A 19,527-nucleotide genomic window follows, 5' to 3' on the forward strand; every position below is an offset into this window, starting at 1 on the left:
CGGGCAAGGCCGCCTTGAAGTCGGATGCATCGAGCGCCGGCAAACAGGCGAGAATGCATAGCCAGATCACCGGCACCTGCCAGCGATAGCTGTAGTGGGCGAGCGGCTTGCCGCGCAGCAGAGCGATTTGCAGCGAATCGAAAAGGAATTGACGCATCGGCGATACAAAAACAGGGCCGCCTTGCGGCGGCCCTGATCCGGTTGGGTGGATCAGCTAGCCCTTGACCTGGCAATCGTTGCGGTCTTCGACCTGCTGCACGATCAGATCGAAATCCTGCATCAAGGGGTTCTTGCGTTTGGCGGCCAGATAGTAGCGCTTGCAGGCCTCAACGGTAAACGAAACATCTTTCACCGGCTGGTCGTGAAAGCCGGCCACCGGCGCGGTGGTCACTCGCAGGGTACGACTTCCCGGCTCGGCGCGTACCGGATTCACATCCACCGTGTAGTCCTTGTCGATCGCCACCACCCGCACCGGATAGGTATTCATCTCGGTCCGGCCGAACTGGTGGGCGCCGTCCAGCAAGCTGGTGTTCTGCACCGTGCCGCAACCGCCAAGAAAACCGGCTGCCAGCAACAGGGTTAAGCCATATGTATTCATCGCTACCTCCTCGTCAGGAACAGACATCTGCGTTTCAAGCTTACTCGCCGGTGGCGGGCGAAACGACGACGCGACATGAAGATTTACCGCTGAATCACTCGAACACCACCGTCTTGTTGCCATACACCAGCACCCGGTGATCGAGATGCCAGCGCACCGCCCGGCTCAGCACGATCCGTTCCAGATCGCGGCCCTTGCGGATCAGGTGTTCGACCGTATCGCGATGCGAAATGCGCGTGACATCCTGTTCGATGATCGGGCCATCGTCGAGCACCTCGGTCACATAGTGGCTGGTAGCGCCGATCAGCTTCACACCACGCTCATGGGCGCGGTGGTAGGGCTTGGCGCCATCGAAGGCAGGCAAGAAACTGTGGTGGATATTGATCACCCGGTTCGGAAACGCCGCGGTGAATTCATGCGACAGCACCTGCATATAGCGGGCCAGCACGATCAGGTCGATGCGATGCTCGGCCATCAACTCGCGCTGACGTGCCTCGGCCTTTTGCTTGTTGTCCTTGTTGACCGAAATCACCTCGTAAGCCACGCCGTAGAAGTCGGCGACGCGGCGGCAGTCTTCGTGATTGGACAAAATCAAGGGAATATCGCAACCGAGCTCGCCGGTCTGCCAGCGGTGCAACAGATCGACCAGGCAGTGGTCGTACTTCGACACGAAGATGGCAAGCCGCGACTTTTCGGTAGAGCGCTTCAATTGCCAATTCATGCTGCAGCGCTCGGCAATCGGCGCAAAGGCCGCCTCGAATGCCGACATATCGAGGGTGAAGCCATTGAGATCCCACTCGATACGCATCAGGAACAAGCCGGCATCGTCGTCCTGATACTGGTCGGCATGCAGGATGTTGGCGTTATAGGTAAGCAGGAAGTTGGCGATCGCCGCCACCAGACCACGGCGGTCCGGGCAGGAGATCAGCAAGGTGGCAGTGTTTTTCATGTCAGGCTTTCTGGCGTTGGCGGTTCCTGAACGGTGCATGTGTCCTGGCGCGGTGGGCCGGCATGTGATGTGACCAGCCAAGCGGGCGATTCTTGCAAGGCTTGCCGGCAGGCGCAACTTCACCGTTCGTCGTGTGTACGACACAGTATTCAATCAAACGCTTGTTTAAATCAAATCGGCAGTGCTAAGTTGCTGTCAACGTACACGATGTAGCAGGTACAAGCTGCACTACCTCGCCATGACGCGAAGGCGCGACGGATGATATCCTTCGCGCTTTGCGCAGCCCGGGGAAACCCGGCAATTGCCGGCCGGCCGCCGCAAGCCCCATTCCATCCGATTCCCAGCGGAGCAAGCATGAAGATCCTGGTCGCAGTAAAGCGCGTTGTCGATTACAACGTCAAAGTCCGGTGCAAAGGCGATGGCAGCGATGTCGATATCGCCAACGCCAAAATGTCGATGAACCCGTTCGACGAAATCGCCGTAGAAGAGGCGGTGCGCCTGAAGGAAGCCGGCAAGGCCACGGAGATCGTGGTGGTGTCGCTGGGCGTCAAGCAATGTGAAGAAACCCTGCGCACTGCGCTGGCCATGGGCGCCGATCGCGCCATCCACGTCGAATCCGACGCCGTGCTGCAGCCCCTGGCCGTTGCCAAACTGCTGAAGGCAGTAGCCGACAAGGAACAACCGCAGCTGGTCATCCTGGGCAAGCAGGCAATTGACGACGACAGCAACCAGACCGGCCAGATGCTGGCTGCGCTGATGAACGCCCCGCAAGGCACCTTCGCCTCCAAGGTTGAAGTCGCCGGCGACAAGGTAGCCGTAACCCGTGAAATCGACGGTGGCCTGGAAACCGTGTCGCTGAGCCTGCCGGCCATCGTCACCACCGACCTGCGCCTGAACGAGCCGCGCTATGTGAAGCTGCCGAACATCATGGCCGCCAAGAAGAAGCCGCTGGACAAGCTGACACCGGCCGAACTCGGCATCGACCCGGCACCACGCCTGAAGACACTGAAGGTGTCCGATCCGCCGGTACGCAAGGCCGGCATCAAGGTGGGTTCAGTTGCCGAACTGGTCTCGAAGCTCAAAAACGAAGCCAAGGTGATTTAATCGGAGGCTCGACCCGAGCGCCGAACAGAATCCTCAGTTCACCGCCCGGCCAAGCCGGGCGCTAAGCGGCAGTGAATAGACCCCTTGGTTTCGCTGCTTTGATTCCACTCCCCCCGCCCTCGCCGTCGCGAGGGAGCCTCGCCCAGGCGAGACAGTGGATTTTATTGGAGGTATCCCGATGCCTATCCTGGTTATCGCAGAACACGACAACGCCTCGCTGAAGGCCGCAACACTCAATACCGTTACTGCCGCGCACAAGCTCGGTGGCGACATCCATGTGCTGGTAGCAGGCCAGAACGCCGAAGCAGCAGCCCAAGCCGCTGCCAAGCTCGCCGGCGTGGCCAAGGTGCTGGTGGCCGATGCCGCTCATCTGGCCCACCAACTGCCGGAAAACCTGGCGCCGGTGGTGGTCGATCTGGCCAAGGGCTATAGCCATGTGCTGGCGCCCGCTACCAGCGCCGGCAAGAACCTGCTGCCGCGCGTGGCCGCGCTGCTTGATGTCGCCCAGATTTCCGACGTGATTGCTGTTGAATCGGCCGACACTTTCGTGCGCCCGATCTATGCCGGTAATGTGATCGCCACCGTGCAATCGTCCGACGCCATCAAGGTGCTGACGGTGCGTACCACCGCTTTCGATGCCGCAGCTGAAGGCGGCGCCGCCGCCATTGAAAACATTGCTGCCGGTGTTGATGCCGGCAAGTCGGCCTTTGTGTCGCAAGAGCTGACCAAGTCGAGCCGTCCAGAGCTCGGCGCCGCCAAGGTGATCGTATCGGGCGGCCGTGCGCTGGGCTCCAGCGAACAATTCCACAGCGTACTCGAGCCGCTGGCCGACAAGCTTAGCGCCGCAATCGGTGCCAGCCGCGCGGCGGTGGATGCCGGCTATGCGCCGAACGACTACCAGGTTGGCCAGACCGGCAAGATCGTCGCACCGCAGCTGTATATCGCGGTCGGCATCTCCGGCGCCATCCAGCATTTGGCCGGCATGAAGGATTCGAAGGTGATCGTCGCCATCAACAAGGACGAAGAAGCTCCGATTGGCCAGGTGGCCGATTACTTCCTGGTGGCTGATTTGTTCCAGGCCGTACCGGAAATGATTACCGAGTTGGGCAAGTAAGACAGAAACGGTCACTGCGGTGGCCGTTTTTTAAACACCGAATATCAAGCAAGCGCTCGAATTACCCATTCCACAGGAGACCGTCATGAGCTACCAAGCCCCCCTCGCCGATATCCGCTTTGTACTGAACGAACTGGCTGGCCTGAGCGAAGTTGCCGCCCTGCCCGGCTACGAAGAGGTCAACCCGGAACTGGTCGACGCCATTCTGGAAGAAGGCGCCAAGTTTGCCGCCAATGTGCTGGCGCCGTTGAACCGCGTGGGCGACCAGCATGGCAACAAGCTCAATGACGGCGTGGTCACTACCGCTCCTGGCTTCAAGGACGCCTACAGCCAGTATGTGGAAAACGGCTGGGGCACCCTGCATGCGCCGGTCGATTTTGGCGGCCAGGGCATGCCCAGCCTGGTAGCCACCGCCATCGAGGAAATGTGGAAGAGCTCGAATATGGCGTTCTCGCTGTGCCCCTTGCTGACGCTGGGCGCCATTGCTGCCATCGAGCACCATGCGTCTGACGATATCAAGGCCACCTATCTGCCCAAGATGGTGGAAGGCGTGTGGACCGGCACCATGAACCTGACCGAGCCACAAGCCGGCTCCGATCTGGCCCAGGTGCGCAGCAAGGCGGTGCCGGCTGGCGATGGCACTTACAAGATTTCCGGCCAGAAGATTTTCATCACCTATGGCGAGCACGATATGAGCGAGAACATCGTTCATCTGGTACTGGCTCGCCTGCCCGATGCACCGGCTGGCGTGAAGGGCATTTCGCTATTCGTGGTGCCGAAGTATTTCGTGAACGCCGACGGCTCGCTCGGCGCGCGCAACGATCTGAAGTGCGTGTCGATCGAACACAAGCTGGGCATTCATGGCTCGCCCACTTGCGTGATGAGCTATGGCGACAATGGTGGCGCCACCGGCTGGCTGATCGGCGAAGCCAATCGCGGCCTCAGCTATATGTTCACCATGATGAATGCCGCCCGCCTCGGCGTCGGCGTGGAAGGTATGGGCCTGGCGGAAGCGGCTTACCAGAAGGCTGTGGCCTATGCCCGCGATCGCGTGCAGTCGCGCGAAGTCAATTCGCCCAACCCCGCCTCGGTCGCCATCATCAAGCACCCGGATATCCGCCGCATGCTGATGACCATGCGCGCCCTGGTTGAAGCCGAACGCGCCCTCACCTACTTTGCCTGCGGCGCCCTGGACAAGGCGCACCGCCACCCCGATGCGCGCGAGCAGCAAAAATGGAATGCGGTGGTCGGCTTCCTCACCCCTATCGTCAAGGCCTGGAACACCGAAAACAGTAGCCGCATCGCGTCTTTGGGCGTGCAGGTACACGGCGGCATGGGCTTTATCGAGGAAACCGGCGCAGCGCAGTTCCTGCGCGATGCCCGTATCAGCGCCATTTACGAAGGCACCACCGGCATCCAGGCACTGGACCTGATCGGCCGCAAAACCGCCGCCGAGAAGGGCTACACCGCCCAGGCCCTGCTGGCCGAGGTGGAAGGCGTAGTCGGCCAGCTCAATGCGGCCGGCCTGTCTGATCTGGGCGCCGCACTGGGCAAGGCGCTGGCGGATGCGCGCAGCACGACCAGCTATGTGGTCGAGCAGTTCGAAGGCAAGCCACGCGAAGTGGCCGCCGGCTCGGTGCCCTACCTGGAGCTGATGGGCCTGACCCTGGGCGGCTGGCAAATGGGCCGTGCCGCACTGATCGCCAAGCAAAAGCTGGCCGACAGCCAGGGCGACGCCGCCTTCTATGAGGCCAAGCTGACCACCGCCCGCTTCTTCGGCGCCTACCTGCTGCCGCAAACCAGCAGCCTCGCCCAAGTGGTGCTGCATGGCGGCGAAAGCGTGCTGGCGCTGGCCGAGGAAGCGTTCTGAGTCACGCCAAAGCGGTGTAGCAGCGGGCCATGGCCGCGGTCGGCGACTGCCATGAGGAAGCATTCGTGCGTCGTCGCCTGATTGCCTGAGCGGCGTTGATCCATTGCCAAACCTGGCCACGGCGCATCAAGAACATCAGCCCAAGCAGCCCCCCCTGCTTGGGCTGATCCTTGTTCACCCAAGCATCCTGGCGCATTGGCTTGAACGCCATGCAGGCCTCTGGTACACATGGCGCGGGTATCAAGCAACCGGACCGCTTAAGGCAACGCACGAGGCCGCATGGAAGAAATCCTCATCGTTATCCTGAAATTTGTGTTGGAGCTACTGCTGGAACTCTTCGGCTATGTGCCATTTGACTGGGAAACCGACGATGACAGTAGCCACATCAGCCAATTCGGCCGCTGGCTATGCATTGGTGGTTTACTGGGTGGCTTGTCCCTGCTTCTGATCAAGCACGCGTTGCTCGCCTATCCAGGTTTGCGAATTGCCAACCTGCTGCTTGCACCGCCCGCATCTGCCTTTTTTGCCTGGTACCTTGCCCCCTTGCGCCGACCTCAGATAACGGCATTCCACCGCACCCGCAGCTTCTGGCGCGCCTTTGCGTTTTCACTTGGCCTGGTCGCAGTGCGCTTTATCTATGCCAAGCACGGTTAAAGGGAATTGGAAAATAATTGCTTGCTGCTTTATTGCCATTCCTCGAATTTGCCACCCTCATCCTGTCCGTGTTCGCCTTGTTGCAGCTGGCGGACTTTCTGAACATGGTCGAATTCTTCGTTGGCGATGGTTCGATAGAAGACACCATCTGCCGATGGCTGTGCATCGGTGGAATGCTTGGCCTGTTGTCCTTGCTGGCATGGGCACCCAAATCGCTTCCCATGCCGTGGCGCCTGGCAAATCTATTACTCACACCTATCATTGCCGCCTATCTCGTCTGGCGGATTCATCCTTTGCTGCTACGAAAAGCCACGGCATTTCAGCGCACGCGCAGCTTCTGGCGCGCTTTTTCCTTCTCACTCGGCGTGGTTACGTTGCGCTTTATCTTTGCCTAGCAGGGTTAAAGGCCACGGGAAGCCTGATGCGCGTTGCCCTTTGCCATGTTACGAATTTGCCTCCACCATGCTGTTCGTTGTGCCCTTCATGCAGTTACCGAACTTGCTGGAGTAGGTCAGCTTCTTCGAGTGGATGGCTCAGCCCCCCCCTCGCCATCACTGGCAATCGACATCGGTTTCATCCAAGGGAATGGTTCAAGGCTCGCTTAGGGCCTGTGCAGCAGGCTTTCCAAGTGATCATGGCTGCTCCGGACCGCCGCTTGTCCCCAGCGTAACCACACACGCAGACGGCGGCGCTGTTCGGGGCTGGCGCTGTCGGGCCAGACTGCAATGCGGATAGGTTTGCCGCTATCGAGCCGAAAATGGAGCACTTGCAACGCCTGGGTCAGATAACTGCCGGGTAGCAAGCTGCCCTCTTGCTCATCCCCGGCCAGCAAGAGGGCCCAGCGGCCATCGGGCAATAGGCGGATTTCTACGGGATATGGCTGGCGAAAGCGCCAGCCATGGTACGCGGCCGATGCACAAACAAGCGCGCAAACCAGCCAGCGGACAATCTGTGGCAAGGCGGCAAGCCAGGGCATGCCCAAGCCAAGGCCATGAATCGTCACGAGGCCTGCCACTTCAAGGCGGGAGCGTCGCAGCAAAATGCGAAGCGGTGGCAGCGTACGCATTGGCTTATCGATTCATGACCGCCCGGTCAGCTCAATGCAGCCCGTGATCGGCGGTGGGGCTGTTATGGATATCCTGGTCCACGCTATCCATCAGCACGGTGTGGATTTCCACGTCGAACCATTCCCAGAATGTTTTCAGATTGCGTGATTTGGGCCATAGCTTTTCATCCTGCGCCCAAGATGCCAGCTCCATGGCAAACACTTTCTCGGCCATATCGTCGATATAGGCAATGCCGTCTTCCTGCTCATTCACTTCTGGAATCATCAGCACGGTGCAATCGCTGCGAATATCCTCAAGACTGAGGATGACCTCATTGTCCGGCAGCTTGTTCAGCCATTCGAGAAACGGTTTTTTCGGCTTGATGACGGCGATCGAACGATCAACAAAATACATGGGCTAACTCCGTTGCAATATGCAGGCGAGCATACCACGAGCGCCTGCCAGCCTAGGAAGGGGGCCAGCCTTCGCCTAGAATCAGTCAACATACGTCCACAGGGCACACCCCATGTTCGATCAACGCACCACAGGCCGTCGCCTGGTTCGCTGGAAGGCGGCGGTCATCCCGCTCAATGACCCTGCAAAAATCATCCAGAGCCTGGCGACCGAGGTGGCGCAAAAAGGTATTTCGCTGTTCTGCAAGGAGCAGCTGTTTCCGCATATCACTTACCGGGTAGTGCTGCAGATACCCGATGCCATGCATATCAACGTCACCTATGTCGAGGTGGAAGGCAAACCGATTTACTCGTCCTTGGTCGGTTCGATGGGGGAGTTTCGCACCGGCCTGAAACTCACCGATATCAGCAGTGAGTACCGCAACAAGATCGATCAATTGCTGCGCGGCATGGGTTAGGCGTAGTCGCCCCTAGCATTGCAGCATTGTCCGACCGGCATCCAGGCAGCGCTCTCACTGAAAAGCCCGACACCGCCAAACCAGGCTCACTCCACACTGAATCGCCGCTTGCCTGGCTTGCGAACCACGATCAACCCGCCCCTTCATCCCAAGCCTTGCCTAGCGCCGCCCCTGGCGCCACCCTGCCAGCGCGGCACACAGCGCATCGCCCGCCAGACATAGCGCCGCCACATCGTCCGCTTCAAGTTCACCACGCTTGGCCGCCTGGTCCACCTTCAAGGCGCAGGCCCCGCCGCTGCTTGAAGCCAGCGCGCCAAAGCTGCCCTTGAGCATATGGGCAGTGCGCCCCACCAGCACGATATCGCTCGCCGCCAGGGCTGATTGCAGCGCGGCCTTGCGATTGGGCCACTCGCCCTCGAATAGCACCGCCAGCTCCTCCAGCAGATCGGCATTGCCACCACAGGAGGCCAGCGCCAGATCGAGGCTGAATGCGTCCGAGGACGCCGGCGTCGGCTCCGGTGCGGCCGCTTCAGCTGCTTGCAGCAAGCTGGCCGCCTGTTGCAACACCTGGTTGAGATGGCTCATGGAAATCGGCTTGCTGATAAAGTCGTCCATGCCGGCATCAAAGCAGCGCGCCCGATCTTCCGGCATCACATTGGCGGTCATGGCGACAATCGGGGTATGCCGCTCGCCTTCCAGCACGCGGATGGCGCGGGTAGCTTGCAGACCATCCATCTCCGGCATCTGCATATCCATCAGCACCAGATCGAAGCGATCGGCAACAAAGCGCTCGATCGCTTCCTGCCCGTTGCCGGCAACGGTAACGCGATGCCCGGCTTTTTCCAGCAGGGCAACTGCCAGACGCTGGTTGATCAGATTGTCTTCGGCCAGCAGGATATGCATGGACGGCAGCAGGGCCGGCTGTGCCAGCGCCTCGGGCTGTTGCGGCTCGTCGGCAGGCTTGAGCGGCAGCTCGAAGGAAAAGGTACTGCCGCGACCGAAGGTGCTTTCCACCCGCAGGGCGCCACCCATGGCATCGATCAGCCGGCGCGAGATGGTGAGACCCAGGCCGCTTCCGCCATAGCGGCGGCTGATGGTGTCATCTGCCTGCGAGAATGCGTCGAAGATGGTGCCGAGCTTGGCCGGCTCGATGCCGATGCCGGTATCGCGCACTTCGGCACGCACCCAGTCGGCACCATCGTGCTGCATCAGGCGCAGATCCAGCATCACCGAGCCATGGGCGGTGAATTTGACCGCATTGCCAAGCAGGTTGACCAGCACCTGGCGCAGGCGTGCCTCATCGCCCTCCACCCAGCGCGGAATGGCGGCGTCCATGCTGAGGTTGAGCAACAGGCCTTTTTCATCGGCACGAAAACGCAGCAGCTCCACCGTATTGGCAACCATGGCGCGCAGATCGAATACCCGCAGTTCCAGCGCCAGCTTGCCGGCCTCGATACGCGAAAAATCGAGGATATCGCCGACCAGCTCCACCAGGCCCACCGAAGAGAAGCGGATGATGTCGAGCCATTCATGCTGCGATTCACTCAGGGTGGTCTGGCTTAGCAGCTCGGTCACCCCGACGATGGCATTGAGCGGCGTACGGATTTCGTGGCTCATATTCGCCAGAAACTGGCTCTTGGCCAGGCTGGCAGTCTCGGCCACCTCCTTCGCCGCGAGCAGCTGGCGCTCCACCAGGCGCCGCAGCGACAAGTCGTACCACACGCCCAACAACATGGCGGCATCGCCCAGCTGCACCGGCGACAGGGTGATTTCCACCAATAGCTCACCGCCATCGGCGCGGCGGAACATCCATTCAAAGCGATGCCAGCCGCGCTTTAACGTGCTTTCGGCGATTTCTCTGGCTTTTTCGTAGGAAGGACGCCCGTCGGGCTGGGTCGGCGGGTAGAACTGCGCCGGATCGGCATCGACCAGATGCTTGCGGCTGGGCAGGCGCAAGGCTTGCGAGGCGGCACGGTTGCAATCGCTGACCTTGCCGCTGACCGGATCGAACAACAGCATCGGATTGGCCGACTGCTCGAACAACACGCGAAACTTCTTTTCCGACAGCACCCGCTCGGTGACATCCTGGCCGCTGAACAGCATGGCCGCCTTGCCGGAAACCGGGTCCAGCGCCCGATGCAGGCTATAGGCATACCAGCGTGGCCGCGGTTTGGCACTGAACAGCCGCTCGCCCTGGTCGGCACCGTTTTCCAATGCATCGCGCCAGATGCGCTCGGCCTCTTCCGGCTTTTCGAGCAAGCACAGAAAACCATTGCCCGGCTCATTCACCAGCTGTGGAAAGGCACGCATGGCGGCGGGGTTCTGCATCAACACCCTGCCAGCGAGGTCGAACATCACCACGGTAAGGGAGAAATGCAGCACCGCCTCCACACCACGCAAGGCGGCGGCATCGATGCGCTCGGCCGGCAGGGCCTCGACGCACAGGCAACTCACCCCGGCGGGGCTGTGCAGCGCACGCACGGTCAGGTTAAGCGGCGTGGGCTGGCCTCCCGGATAGAGAATCCATGGCAGCTTTGCAACCTTGCCATCGAAAACCTCGCGCACCAAGGCTTGCAAGCGGGTGGCATCCGACACCGACATGGTTGCCAGATCGCGTGCATACAGCTCATCAGCCGAGGCCGCCCGCCATAATTCCACCGCCGCCGGATTTGCCCAGACGATGCGACTGGCCTGATAGTCAAACACCCAGACCGGCGTCGCCAGCCAGGCCAGATGGGCCAGATCCTCCCACACCATGTCCATGCCCTACCCTTTCTGTTTTTTCTTGTCTTTCCCCGCTGCGGCCATCAATAAGGCGGCCACCGGCTTGGCGGCGCGTTTGCGCGCAGCGCTCGCCGCATCCGGCTTTGCCACGGCCTTTGCCGCGGGCTTTGCCTCTGGCTGGGCCGGCTTGCCCTTGCGCGGTGCTTCCAGCAAGGCTGCCGGACGCTGCCCGGGAAGACTGGCACTGCTACCGCGTTTGACGCTGGCAGGCGGCGCCTGCACCGTTGGCGCAGCGGTTCTGGCCTGGCGTCTTTCGCTTTCACGCTTTGGTGCGGGTTTTGGCGGTGCAGCCGGCTCGTCTACCGCTGCGTCCAGCACCGCTGCGGCATCCGCCGATGCCACGGCGGCCCTTGCCTTGCCCGCACGGTGCCGCTTGCTGCCACTCGACCTCGTGTCTGACCCGGCCGACTCTGCCTGTAGCGATGCATCGCCATCTGGATCAAGGAGCACAAAGTCGATCTTGCTGGTTTCCAGGTCCACCCTGGCCACCTTCACCGTCAATCGATCGGTCAGGCTATAGGTCTTGCCGCTACGCTCGCCGCGCAGGCAGTGGCTGGTTTCGTCATAGTGGAAGTAGTCGGCACCGAGCTCGGAGATATGCACCAGACCCTCGATATACAGGCCGTCGAGCTGCACGAACAGGCCAAAACTGGTCACCGCCGCCACCACGCCATCGAACACCTCGCCGAGGTGGTCGCGCATGAAATAGCACTTGAGCCAGTTCTCCACATCGCGCGTGGCTTCATCGGCGCGGCGCTCGGTCTGCGAGCAATGGGCGCCGATCTCGTCCCACTTGCCGGGCTTGTAGGTGCGCTTGCTCAGCACCGCCTTGATGGCGCGATGTACCAGCAGGTCGGGATAGCGCCGGATTGGGCTGGTGAAATGGGTGTAGGCCTCATAAGCGAGGCCGAAGTGGCCAAGCTGCTCCGGGCTGTAAACCGCCTGCTGCATGGAGCGCAGTAGCATGGTTTGAAGCAAGGGGGTGTCGGGGCGGCCTTTCACCCCTTCCATCAAGGTCGCATAGTCGCGGGCAGTCGGCGCATCGCCACCGCCGAGCGACAAGCCGCGCTCATTGAGGAAGCGCCGCAGGTTTTCCAGCTTGCGCTCGGTCGGGCCCTCGTGATTGCGGTAGAGCGCCTCATGCTTGTTTTGCGCCAGAAAGTGAGCGGCCTGCACATTGGCCGCCAGCATGCACTCTTCGATCAGGCGATGCGCATCGTTGCGGCTGACCGGCACGATGCGCTCGATCTTGCCCTGCTCATTGAACATCATGCGCGTTTCAGTGGTTTCGAAGTCGATGGCACCGCGCTTTTGCCGCGCCGCCAGCAACACCTGGAACAAGGCATGCAAGGCCTGCAGATGCTTGACCACGCCTTTGCGTTGTTTCGCCGGCTTGCCCTTTGGCTCCTGCAGGATATCCCACACCTCGGTATAGGTAAGCCGTGCCTTGGACAGCATCACCGCCGGGTAAAAACGCGCCTTCTTCACCTGCCCCTTGGCGCTGATCTGCATATCGCACACCATGCAGCAGCGCTCCACATCGGGGTTCAGCGAGCAGATGCCGTTGGAAATCGGCTCAGGCAGCATCGGAATCACCCGGCGCGGAAAGTACACCGAGGTGCCGCGCTCATACGCATCCAGATCCAGCGCATCGCCCGGCCGCACATAGTGGCTGACATCGGCAATCGCCACCACCAGCCGCCAGCCCTTGCCGGCACGCTCGGCAAATACCGCGTCGTCGAAATCGCGCGAGGTTTCGCCATCGATCGTTACCAGCGGTAAATCGCGCAAGTCTTCGCGCGCCAGGCCCTCATCGGTCTTCCAGTCTTTCTTTCTGACTTTTTGCGCGGTCTTGGCCGCCTGAGCCTCGGCCTTGGCGGAAAACACATGGGGCAGATCGTGCTTGCGCAGGGCGATCTCGATCTCCATGCCCGGATCGGCATAGTTGCCCAGCACCTCGATGATGCGCCCGATGGGCGGGCCATATTTGCTGGGCTGGCTGACCAGCTCCACCGTCACCACCTGCCCCGGCTCGGCCGGCAGATTGCCCTGTGGCGAGATCTGGATGTCCTGATTGATGCGCTTTTCCTCGGCGCGCACAAAGCGCACGCCGCGCTCTTCCAGCAAACGCCCTACCAGGCGCGAATTGGTGTGTTCCAGCACTTCGACGATCTTGCCCTCACGCCGCCCGCGCCGATCGACACCGACCTCGCGCACCATGACGCGGTCGCCATGCAGCACCTTGCGCATTTCATTGGGCGACACAAACAGATCGGCGCTGCCGTCATCGGGCACCACAAAGCCGAAACCATCAGCATGGCCCTGGATGCGCCCCTTGATCAGGTCGAGCTTGTCGGCAATGCACAGCGCGCCCTTGCGGTTGATGACGATGTCGCCTTCGCGAGCCATGGCATTGATGCGGCGCGAAAAGAAATCTGCCTCTTCCGGCAGGATGCCAAACAGGCTGGAAAGCTCGTCCGGCATCATCGGCGCACCGTGTTCCACCAGCTTTTGCAGCATGTAAGCGCGGCTGGGCATGGGCTGCGAATACTTCGCAAGCTCTTGTTCATAAAAGGGATCTGCCTGACGCAGCTTCAGTACCGCTTTAGAAAGTTTAAGTTTTTTTGTTTTCTCAGTTGACACGGGAAATTGTTCCTCTATAATGCGCATCTCTCGACGACGCAGCAAAACAACGCAGCGATGTTCGAAGCCCAGGTGGCGGAATTGGTAGACGCACTAGGTTCAGGTCCTAGCGGTTGAAAGACCGTGGAAGTTCGAGTCTTCTCTTGGGCACCATTCCTCGATAAAGCCGATGTGAAAACATCGGCTTTATTGTTTTCTGCGCACGAAACTACATTGTTGGCCGCAATTTTCATCACGGCCAACTGTTTTTGGCCGCGGCTGCGGCCCTTGATGCAAATCTGCAGCAAACTCAATCGTTCACCGACCGGATCACCGCCAGATAGGCAGCTACCGTAGCAGCCAGACCGGCATAGATCGCCTCGCCGATCAGTGCATGGCCAATCGATACCTCGGCCACTGCCCTTACTTGGCGCAGGAAGGGCCCGAGGTTGGCCTGATTGAGGTCGTGACCAGCATTCACTCCCAGCCCCACCGCCCGCGCCCGCTCTGCCGCCTTGGCGCAGGCATCCAGCGCCTGCGCATGGTCACCTGCGGCAAACGCATGGGCATAGGGCCCGGTGTAGATCTCGATGCGATCTGCCCCGATATCGGCCACCCGCTCGATATCGGGCGAGTCGGCATCCATAAACAGGCCGACCCGGCATCCCATCGCTTTCAGTTCGCGCACCAAGGGCGCCAGCCGCTCGCCATCGCGCCTCAGGTCAAAGCCATGGTCCGAGGTGATCTGGCCATCACCATCCGGCACCAGGGTAGCCTGCGCCGGCCGCGCTTCGGCACATAGGGCCAGCAAGCCGGGATAAGCGCCGCGCGCCGGGGCAAACGGATTGCCTTCGATATTGAATTCCGCCTGCCGCCCTTGCAGCAGGCGCGCCAGGCTACGTACATCATCGGGGCGGATATGGCGCAAATCGGGCCGTGGATGCACGGTAATGCCGCCACAACCCGCCTCCAGACACACTCGCGCCGCCTCGTCGACCGAGGGCAGATCGTCGCCGCGCGAATTGCGCAGCACGGCGATCTTGTTCACATTGACAGATAACACAGTCATTGCAGCTTCCATGTAGAAACGCCCGGCTAAACCGGGCGTCAGACTTGCTTAGTGTTCGAAAGGATGGCGCATCACGATGGTTTCTTCGCGATCCGGTCCGGTCGAGATGATATCGATCGGCGCACCGGTCACTTCTTCGATCCGCTTCAGATAGTCGCGTGCATTTTGCGGCAAGTCTTCGAAGCGCTTCACGCCAAAAGTCGATTCACTCCAGCCCGGCAGCTCTTCGTAGACCGGCGAGCAACCCGACAGCTCTTCGGCACCCACCGGCAGGATATCGGCGACTTCACCATTGATGCGGTAGCCGGTACACAGCTTGATTACCTCGATGCCATCCATCACATCGAGCTTGGTGACGCACAGACCCGACACACCATTGATCTGGATGGAGCGCTTGAGAGCCGCAGCATCGAACCAGCCGCAGCGACGCGGCCGGCCGGTCACCGAGCCGAATTCATTGCCACGCTTGGCGAGACCAGCACCGACGTCGTCAAACAGCTCGGTAGGGAACGGGCCGGAGCCCACACGCGTGGTGTAAGCCTTCACGATGCCCAGCACATATTGCAGCATCTGCGGCGCCACGCCAGCACCGGGAGCGGCCGCACCGGCCACGCAGTTGCTGGAGGTGACGTAGGGGTAGGTGCCGTGATCGATGTCGAGCAAGGTGCCTTGCGCGCCTTCGAACAAAAGCGGCTTGCCGGCCTGGTTCAGGTCGTGCAGGGTGCGCGACACATCGGCCACCATCGGCTTGATCCGCTCGGCGTAGCGCAGCGTATCTTCCAGCGTCTTCTGGAAATCGACCTGCTCGACCTTGAAGTATTCCTTGAGCAGGAAGTTGTAAAAGGCCAGGTTTTCACCCAGCTTGGCTGCCAGGCGATCCGGGAAGAACAAGTCCTGGATGCGGATGGCACGGCGCGCCACCTTGTCCTCGTAGGCCGGGCCGATGCCGCGACCGGTGGTGCCGATCTTCTTGTCACCCTTGGCCGCCTCACGCGCCTGGTCCAGCGCAATGTGGTAAGGCAGGATCAAGGGGCAGGCTTCGGAAATCTTCAGGCGACTCTCGACATCGATGCCGGCAGCCTTGAGCTCGTCGATTTCCTTGAGCAGGGCCTCAGGCGAGATCACCACACCATTGCCGATAAAGCAGGCCTTGCCGGCATGCAGGATGCCCGACGGAATCAAGCGCAGGACGGTTTTCTTGCCACCGATCACCAGGGTATGGCCGGCGTTATGGCCGCCTTGAAAGCGCACCACCCCTTCGGCATGGTCGGTCAGCCAGTCGACGATCTTGCCCTTGCCTTCATCACCCCATTGGGTGCCTATCACCACGACGTTGCGGCTCATGGATTTTCCTTCTTTGCTTCAGATTACTTGGCCGCCACGCAGTGCGGCGGAACCCAGACAGAATAGACCGGAATGCGCGCTCAGATGGCGACGACCTTCCAGCCCTCTTCGCTCAAAACCAATTGCCGGTCGGCGCACAACTCTTCGACGTCCACCACCTCGCCCAGCCTGACCACTACCGTTTCACCGGCATCGCGCAGTTGTGCCACCACCTTGGCCAGCGCCGGGTCAAAGCCATCGGGCGCCAGAATGGCGGCGCGCGCCGGCAAGCGCGGCAGGCGCCAGGCCAGCTCTTTCAGATCGAGGCTGAAGCCGGTCGCCGGGCGCGCCCGGCCAAATTGCTCACCGACATGATCGTAACGACCACCACGCGCAATGGCATTGGCCCAGCCATCGGCATAGGCGGCAAACACGAGGCCAGTGTGATAGTAGGCAGAGCGCAGCTCGGCCAGATCGATATGCGGGCTAATGCCGCGCAGGGACAGCGCCTCGACCAGCGCACGCAGCTGCGCCAGTGCCGCCACGATACCGGGCAGCTGCGGCAGTTGCCGGGTAGCCCGATCCAGCACGTCGATACCGCCATACAAGCCAGGCAGCAGTATCAGGGCCTCGCGCAGGCTTTCGGGCAGCGTGCTCAGCAAGCCACGCAATACCGGCACATCCTTTTGCTGGATCGCCCGGAATACCGCCTCGCGGAATTCACCATGCAATCCTGCTTCATCAGCCAGGGTCAGGAAGATGCCGATATGGCCAAGGTCCAGATGCACCTCGCGGATTTCGGCCAGGCCCAGGCATTCGTTCATCAACTGCACCACCTCGACATCGGCGGCAATGCCGGCATGGCCATAGATTTCTGCGCCGAGCTGCAAGGGCTCGCGCGCTGCCATCACGCCATCCGGCAAGGTATGCACGACGGCGCCGGCATAACACAGCCGAGCCACCCCCTGGCGGTTGAGCAGGTGCGCGTCGATCCGTGCCACCTGCGGGGTGATATCGGCACGCAGGCCGAGCTGGCGACCACTGAGCTGATCGGTCAGCTTGAAGGTTTGCAGATCCAGCGCTGCATCCTTGGTGGTGAGCAAGGACTCGACATATTCGATCAAGGGCGCCTGCACCAGCTCATAGCCAAAGCAGGCAATGCGGTCGAGCATGGCGCGGCGCAGGGTCTCGACCCGCCGCGCCTCGGGCGGCAGCAAGTCAGAAATGTTTTCCGGCAGGATCCAGTTACGCATATCCATCAGTTCAGGCTTTTCATCCATTCGCCAGCGCAGGCGCTGCGCACAACAAACGGCCCTCGGCAGGTGCGCGAGGGCCGCAACGTGCTAATTATCCCACAGCTTGCCTGTTACTTCCCGGCCGCCTTCGGGTCCTTCATGTATTTGAAGAAGGCCGAGCTCGGATCCAGCACCATGACGTCGGACTTGGCCTTGAAGGTATTGCGATACGCTTCCATGCTCTTGTAGAAAGCGTAGAACTCCGGATTCTTGCTGAACGCCTCGGCATAAATCGCCGACGCAGCCGAATCACCCTCACCCTTTACCGCCTGCGCCTTCTCGTAGGCCTCGGCCAGGGTGACTTCCTTCTTCTGGTCCGCCTCAGCACGCTTGGCCTGCGCCTCGCCTTCACCTTCGGAGCGCAGTTTGTTGGCCACTGTCTTGCGCTCGGAAATCATCCGCTCATACACCGCCTTGCTGATGTCATCGGGGAAGTCCACCCGCTTGAGCCGCACATCGACAATGCGGATGCCGAATTTGCGTGCATCGACATCGGTCACGGTACGCACATTGTCCATCACCTCGTCGCGCTTGCCGGAGATGACATCCTGCACCGTCTGCTTGCCGAACTCGGCGCGCAGCACGTCGTTGATGGTCTTGCGCAGCCGCGCTGCAGCAATACGCTCGCTGCCGCCCACACTCTTGTAGAACTGCTCGACATCGACCACTTGCCATTTGACATAGCTGTCGACCAGCACATTCTTCTTCTCAATCGTGTTGAAACGCTCCGGCGCCTCGGCATCCATGGTCTGGATGCGCCGATCGAAGTAGCGCACGGACTGCACGAACGGAATTTTCAATTGTATACCCGGCTCCTTCACCACCCGTGCCACCTCGCCGAGCTGGAACACCATGGCAAATTCGCGCTGATCAACGGTAAACACGCTCAGACCGAGAATCAGCAAGCCGGCCAGGCCGGCAATCAATGTGCTAATCAGTTTGTTCATATCAACGCCCATCCCTTTCGCCACGGCCAGACGACTCCGCCTTCAGCTTCACGGTTGCCTGCTCGGCCGCCTTGGCTTCCGGACTCTCTGTCAGTGTCACCGTTGCATTCGGCGCCGGCTGCGAACCCAGCTGCATCAGCTTGTCGAGCGGCAGATACAAGAGATTGCCACTACCGGACTTCTGATCCACCAGCACCTTGCTGCTATTGCTGAGCACCTGCTGCATGGTCTCCAGATACATGCGATCGCGGGTCACCTGCGGCGCCTTTGCATACTCGGTCGCGACCTTGGCAAAGCGCGCTGCATCGCCCTGCGCCTTGGCGATCACGCTCTTTTTGTAACCTTCGGCTTCAAATGCCAAGCTGGCGGCCAGCGCCTTGGCGCGTGGTTCCACCTCGTTGGCATAGGCAATGCCTTCATTGATCTGCTTGACCTTGTACTGCCCGGCCTTGACCACATCGGCGAAGGCATCCTGCACCTGCTCGGGTGGCTGCACATCGCTGATATTGATGCGGGTGACGCGGATACCGGTGCCGTAGTTGTCGAGCAGGTTTTGCACCAAGCGGGTCGCTTCCGCCGCAACCTGGCCGCGCCCTTCGTTCAGGACGAAGTCCACCTTGGTTTTACCGACAACTTCGCGGATCGCCGTTTCGGCCGCCTGCTTGACCAGATCATGGGCATCCGGGTCACTGTTCTTGCTGCTGTTGATCACCCGGTTGTTGTTGAACACGAAGGCGCGTGCATCCTTGATGTCGTACTGGACTTCAAGTTGCATGTCGATGATGTTCTGATCCTCGGTCAGCATCAGCGATTCGCTGCGCTGTACGCCTTTCTGATCGCTCTTGAAACCGACCTCGACCGAGCGGGTACCCTGCACCTTGATGATTTCGTGTGCGCCTATCGGCCAAGGGAAGCGCCAATGCGGGCCCGCGCCGGTGGTCTCGACATAGCGGCCGAAGCGCAACACGATTGCTTCTTCGCCATCGCGCGCTTCCACCACATAGAAACCACTGCCTATCCACAACACCGCCAGCACAGCAGCGACCGCCGTGACACCGCCGACGACGGCACGGCCATCCGTGGGTTGCGGTGCCCGCGGCATGGAGGGTTTGCCGCCGAAAAACTGCTTGAGCTTGTTGCCCAGGCTGCGGAGGATTTCATCCAGATCGGGCGGCGCGCCGTTGCGGCCACCGCGTTGCGGATCTTGCGACATAGAGTTTATTCCGTTGGCGATTGTGGGGTAGCCGGCATCAGTTCCACCAGCACCTGCCGTAATAGATC

The 19,527-nt window shown here is 60.9% G+C and carries 18 protein-coding genes and 1 tRNA gene; 7 read left to right on the forward strand and 12 right to left on the reverse strand.

Features of this window, described 5'->3' with window-relative positions; genetic code table 11:
- Window positions 1-214: 214 nt before the first annotated feature.
- Window positions 215-598, reverse strand: a complete 384-nt coding sequence (locus tag ACE3OH_RS07375; protein ID WP_374350219.1) for a hypothetical protein — start codon at window positions 596-598, stop codon at window positions 215-217.
- A gap of 94 nt (window positions 599-692) precedes the next feature.
- Window positions 693-1,547, reverse strand: a complete 855-nt coding sequence (gene purU, locus ACE3OH_RS07380) for a formyltetrahydrofolate deformylase (protein WP_374350221.1) — start codon at window positions 1,545-1,547, stop codon at window positions 693-695.
- Window positions 1,548-1,901: 354 nt separating this feature from the next.
- Here purU and ACE3OH_RS07385 point away from each other — a divergent pair, with 354 nt between their 5' ends.
- From ACE3OH_RS07385 to ACE3OH_RS07395, 3 genes are all read left to right on the forward strand, one after another.
- Window positions 1,902-2,651 (forward strand): electron transfer flavoprotein subunit beta/FixA family protein, encoded by a 750-nt coding sequence (locus tag ACE3OH_RS07385; RefSeq protein ID WP_374350223.1) that lies wholly within the window; start codon window positions 1,902-1,904, stop codon window positions 2,649-2,651.
- A gap of 178 nt (window positions 2,652-2,829) precedes the next feature.
- Window positions 2,830-3,765, forward strand: coding sequence for an electron transfer flavoprotein subunit alpha/FixB family protein (locus tag ACE3OH_RS07390; protein ID WP_374350225.1), 936 nt, complete (start codon window positions 2,830-2,832; stop codon window positions 3,763-3,765).
- Window positions 3,766-3,850: 85 nt separating this feature from the next.
- Complete coding sequence (locus ACE3OH_RS07395) at window positions 3,851-5,635, forward strand: acyl-CoA dehydrogenase C-terminal domain-containing protein (protein ID WP_374350227.1); 1,785 nt, start codon at window positions 3,851-3,853, stop codon at window positions 5,633-5,635.
- A gap of 1 nt (window position 5,636) precedes the next feature.
- Here ACE3OH_RS07395 and ACE3OH_RS07400 read toward each other — a convergent pair whose 3' ends face one another.
- Complete coding sequence (locus ACE3OH_RS07400; protein ID WP_374350230.1) at window positions 5,637-5,846, reverse strand: hypothetical protein; 210 nt, start codon at window positions 5,844-5,846, stop codon at window positions 5,637-5,639.
- Between the two features lie 68 nt (window positions 5,847-5,914).
- On the opposite strand from ACE3OH_RS07400, the gene ACE3OH_RS07405 reads away from it, so the two are divergent.
- The gene (locus ACE3OH_RS07405; protein ID WP_374350232.1) at window positions 5,915-6,289 is read left to right on the forward strand and encodes a hypothetical protein; all 375 of its coding nucleotides are present in this window, start codon (window positions 5,915-5,917) and stop codon (window positions 6,287-6,289) included.
- Window positions 6,290-6,306: 17 nt separating this feature from the next.
- Window positions 6,307-6,684: a hypothetical protein gene (locus ACE3OH_RS07410; RefSeq protein ID WP_374350234.1), complete on the forward strand. Its 378-nt coding sequence runs from the start codon at window positions 6,307-6,309 to the stop codon at window positions 6,682-6,684.
- 206 nt (window positions 6,685-6,890) lie between these two features.
- On the opposite strand, the gene ACE3OH_RS07415 is transcribed toward ACE3OH_RS07410, so the two are convergent.
- A complete protein-coding gene (locus ACE3OH_RS07415) occupies window positions 6,891-7,355 on the reverse strand; it encodes a protein YgfX (RefSeq protein WP_374350237.1) in 465 nt (154 codons plus the stop codon).
- Window positions 7,356-7,386: 31 nt separating this feature from the next.
- Window positions 7,387-7,749, reverse strand: coding sequence for a hypothetical protein (locus ACE3OH_RS07420; protein WP_374350240.1), 363 nt, complete (start codon window positions 7,747-7,749; stop codon window positions 7,387-7,389).
- A 112-nt stretch (window positions 7,750-7,861) separates the two neighbouring features.
- Between ACE3OH_RS07420 and ACE3OH_RS07425 the strand changes: the two genes are divergently transcribed.
- Entirely contained in the window at window positions 7,862-8,206 is a 345-nt protein-coding gene (locus ACE3OH_RS07425) for a hypothetical protein (protein WP_374350243.1), read from the forward strand.
- Between the two features lie 159 nt (window positions 8,207-8,365).
- On the opposite strand, the gene ACE3OH_RS07430 is transcribed toward ACE3OH_RS07425, so the two are convergent.
- The gene (locus tag ACE3OH_RS07430) at window positions 8,366-10,969 is read right to left on the reverse strand and encodes an ATP-binding protein (protein WP_374350245.1); all 2,604 of its coding nucleotides are present in this window, start codon (window positions 10,967-10,969) and stop codon (window positions 8,366-8,368) included.
- Between the two features lie 3 nt (window positions 10,970-10,972).
- Complete coding sequence (gene rnr, locus ACE3OH_RS07435) at window positions 10,973-13,660, reverse strand: ribonuclease R (protein ID WP_374350248.1); 2,688 nt, start codon at window positions 13,658-13,660, stop codon at window positions 10,973-10,975.
- Between the two features lie 39 nt (window positions 13,661-13,699).
- Between rnr and ACE3OH_RS07440 the strand changes: the two genes are divergently transcribed.
- Window positions 13,700-13,786: transfer RNA gene (locus ACE3OH_RS07440), tRNA-Leu, on the forward strand.
- Between the two features lie 136 nt (window positions 13,787-13,922).
- On the opposite strand, the gene ACE3OH_RS07445 is transcribed toward ACE3OH_RS07440, so the two are convergent.
- The 5 genes from ACE3OH_RS07445 to hflK form a co-directional block, all read right to left on the reverse strand.
- The gene (locus ACE3OH_RS07445) at window positions 13,923-14,681 is read right to left on the reverse strand and encodes a pyridoxine 5'-phosphate synthase (RefSeq protein WP_374350251.1); all 759 of its coding nucleotides are present in this window, start codon (window positions 14,679-14,681) and stop codon (window positions 13,923-13,925) included.
- A 48-nt stretch (window positions 14,682-14,729) separates the two neighbouring features.
- Window positions 14,730-16,025, reverse strand: a complete 1,296-nt coding sequence (locus ACE3OH_RS07450) for an adenylosuccinate synthase (protein ID WP_374350254.1) — start codon at window positions 16,023-16,025, stop codon at window positions 14,730-14,732.
- A gap of 80 nt (window positions 16,026-16,105) precedes the next feature.
- Window positions 16,106-17,284 (reverse strand): ATP phosphoribosyltransferase regulatory subunit, encoded by a 1,179-nt coding sequence (locus tag ACE3OH_RS07455; protein ID WP_374350257.1) that lies wholly within the window; start codon window positions 17,282-17,284, stop codon window positions 16,106-16,108.
- 86 nt (window positions 17,285-17,370) lie between these two features.
- Window positions 17,371-18,246: a protease modulator HflC gene (hflC, locus tag ACE3OH_RS07460; RefSeq protein ID WP_374350260.1), complete on the reverse strand. Its 876-nt coding sequence runs from the start codon at window positions 18,244-18,246 to the stop codon at window positions 17,371-17,373.
- A 1-nt stretch (window position 18,247) separates the two neighbouring features.
- Window positions 18,248-19,459 carry an FtsH protease activity modulator HflK gene (gene hflK, locus ACE3OH_RS07465; RefSeq protein ID WP_374350264.1) on the reverse strand — a complete coding sequence of 404 codons (1,212 nt, stop codon included), beginning with the start codon at window positions 19,457-19,459 and terminating at the stop codon, window positions 18,248-18,250.
- Between the last annotated feature and the right edge of the window lie 68 nt (window positions 19,460-19,527).

This window comes from Chitinimonas sp., assembly GCF_041904975.1.
Classification (GTDB): Bacteria; Pseudomonadota; Gammaproteobacteria; order Burkholderiales; family Chitinimonadaceae; genus Chitinimonas.

What these genes read in the sequence shown, in the direction of transcription:
- ACE3OH_RS07455 (WP_374350257.1), bottom strand. Translation starts at nt 17,284, where the DNA reads ATGGATGAAAAGCCTGAACTGATGGATATGCGTAACTGGATCCTGCCG.
- ACE3OH_RS07450 (WP_374350254.1), bottom strand. Translation starts at nt 16,025, where the DNA reads ATGAGCCGCAACGTCGTGGTGATAGGCACCCAATGGGGTGATGAAGGC.
- ACE3OH_RS07385 (WP_374350223.1), top strand. Translation starts at nt 1,902, where the DNA reads ATGAAGATCCTGGTCGCAGTAAAGCGCGTTGTCGATTACAACGTCAAA.
- ACE3OH_RS07415 (WP_374350237.1), bottom strand. Translation starts at nt 7,355, where the DNA reads ATGCGTACGCTGCCACCGCTTCGCATTTTGCTGCGACGCTCCCGCCTT.
- ACE3OH_RS07430 (WP_374350245.1), bottom strand. Translation starts at nt 10,969, where the DNA reads ATGGACATGGTGTGGGAGGATCTGGCCCATCTGGCCTGGCTGGCGACG.
- ACE3OH_RS07420 (WP_374350240.1), bottom strand. Translation starts at nt 7,749, where the DNA reads ATGTATTTTGTTGATCGTTCGATCGCCGTCATCAAGCCGAAAAAACCG.
- hflK (WP_374350264.1), bottom strand. Translation starts at nt 19,459, where the DNA reads ATGTCGCAAGATCCGCAACGCGGTGGCCGCAACGGCGCGCCGCCCGAT.
- ACE3OH_RS07395 (WP_374350227.1), top strand. Translation starts at nt 3,851, where the DNA reads ATGAGCTACCAAGCCCCCCTCGCCGATATCCGCTTTGTACTGAACGAA.
- ACE3OH_RS07405 (WP_374350232.1), top strand. Translation starts at nt 5,915, where the DNA reads ATGGAAGAAATCCTCATCGTTATCCTGAAATTTGTGTTGGAGCTACTG.
- purU (WP_374350221.1), bottom strand. Translation starts at nt 1,547, where the DNA reads ATGAAAAACACTGCCACCTTGCTGATCTCCTGCCCGGACCGCCGTGGT.
- ACE3OH_RS07400 (WP_374350230.1), bottom strand. Translation starts at nt 5,846, where the DNA reads ATGGCGTTCAAGCCAATGCGCCAGGATGCTTGGGTGAACAAGGATCAG.
- ACE3OH_RS07390 (WP_374350225.1), top strand. Translation starts at nt 2,830, where the DNA reads ATGCCTATCCTGGTTATCGCAGAACACGACAACGCCTCGCTGAAGGCC.
- ACE3OH_RS07425 (WP_374350243.1), top strand. Translation starts at nt 7,862, where the DNA reads ATGTTCGATCAACGCACCACAGGCCGTCGCCTGGTTCGCTGGAAGGCG.
- hflC (WP_374350260.1), bottom strand. Translation starts at nt 18,246, where the DNA reads ATGAACAAACTGATTAGCACATTGATTGCCGGCCTGGCCGGCTTGCTG.
- ACE3OH_RS07445 (WP_374350251.1), bottom strand. Translation starts at nt 14,681, where the DNA reads ATGACTGTGTTATCTGTCAATGTGAACAAGATCGCCGTGCTGCGCAAT.
- ACE3OH_RS07375 (WP_374350219.1), bottom strand. Translation starts at nt 598, where the DNA reads ATGAATACATATGGCTTAACCCTGTTGCTGGCAGCCGGTTTTCTTGGC.
- rnr (WP_374350248.1), bottom strand. Translation starts at nt 13,660, where the DNA reads ATGCGCATTATAGAGGAACAATTTCCCGTGTCAACTGAGAAAACAAAA.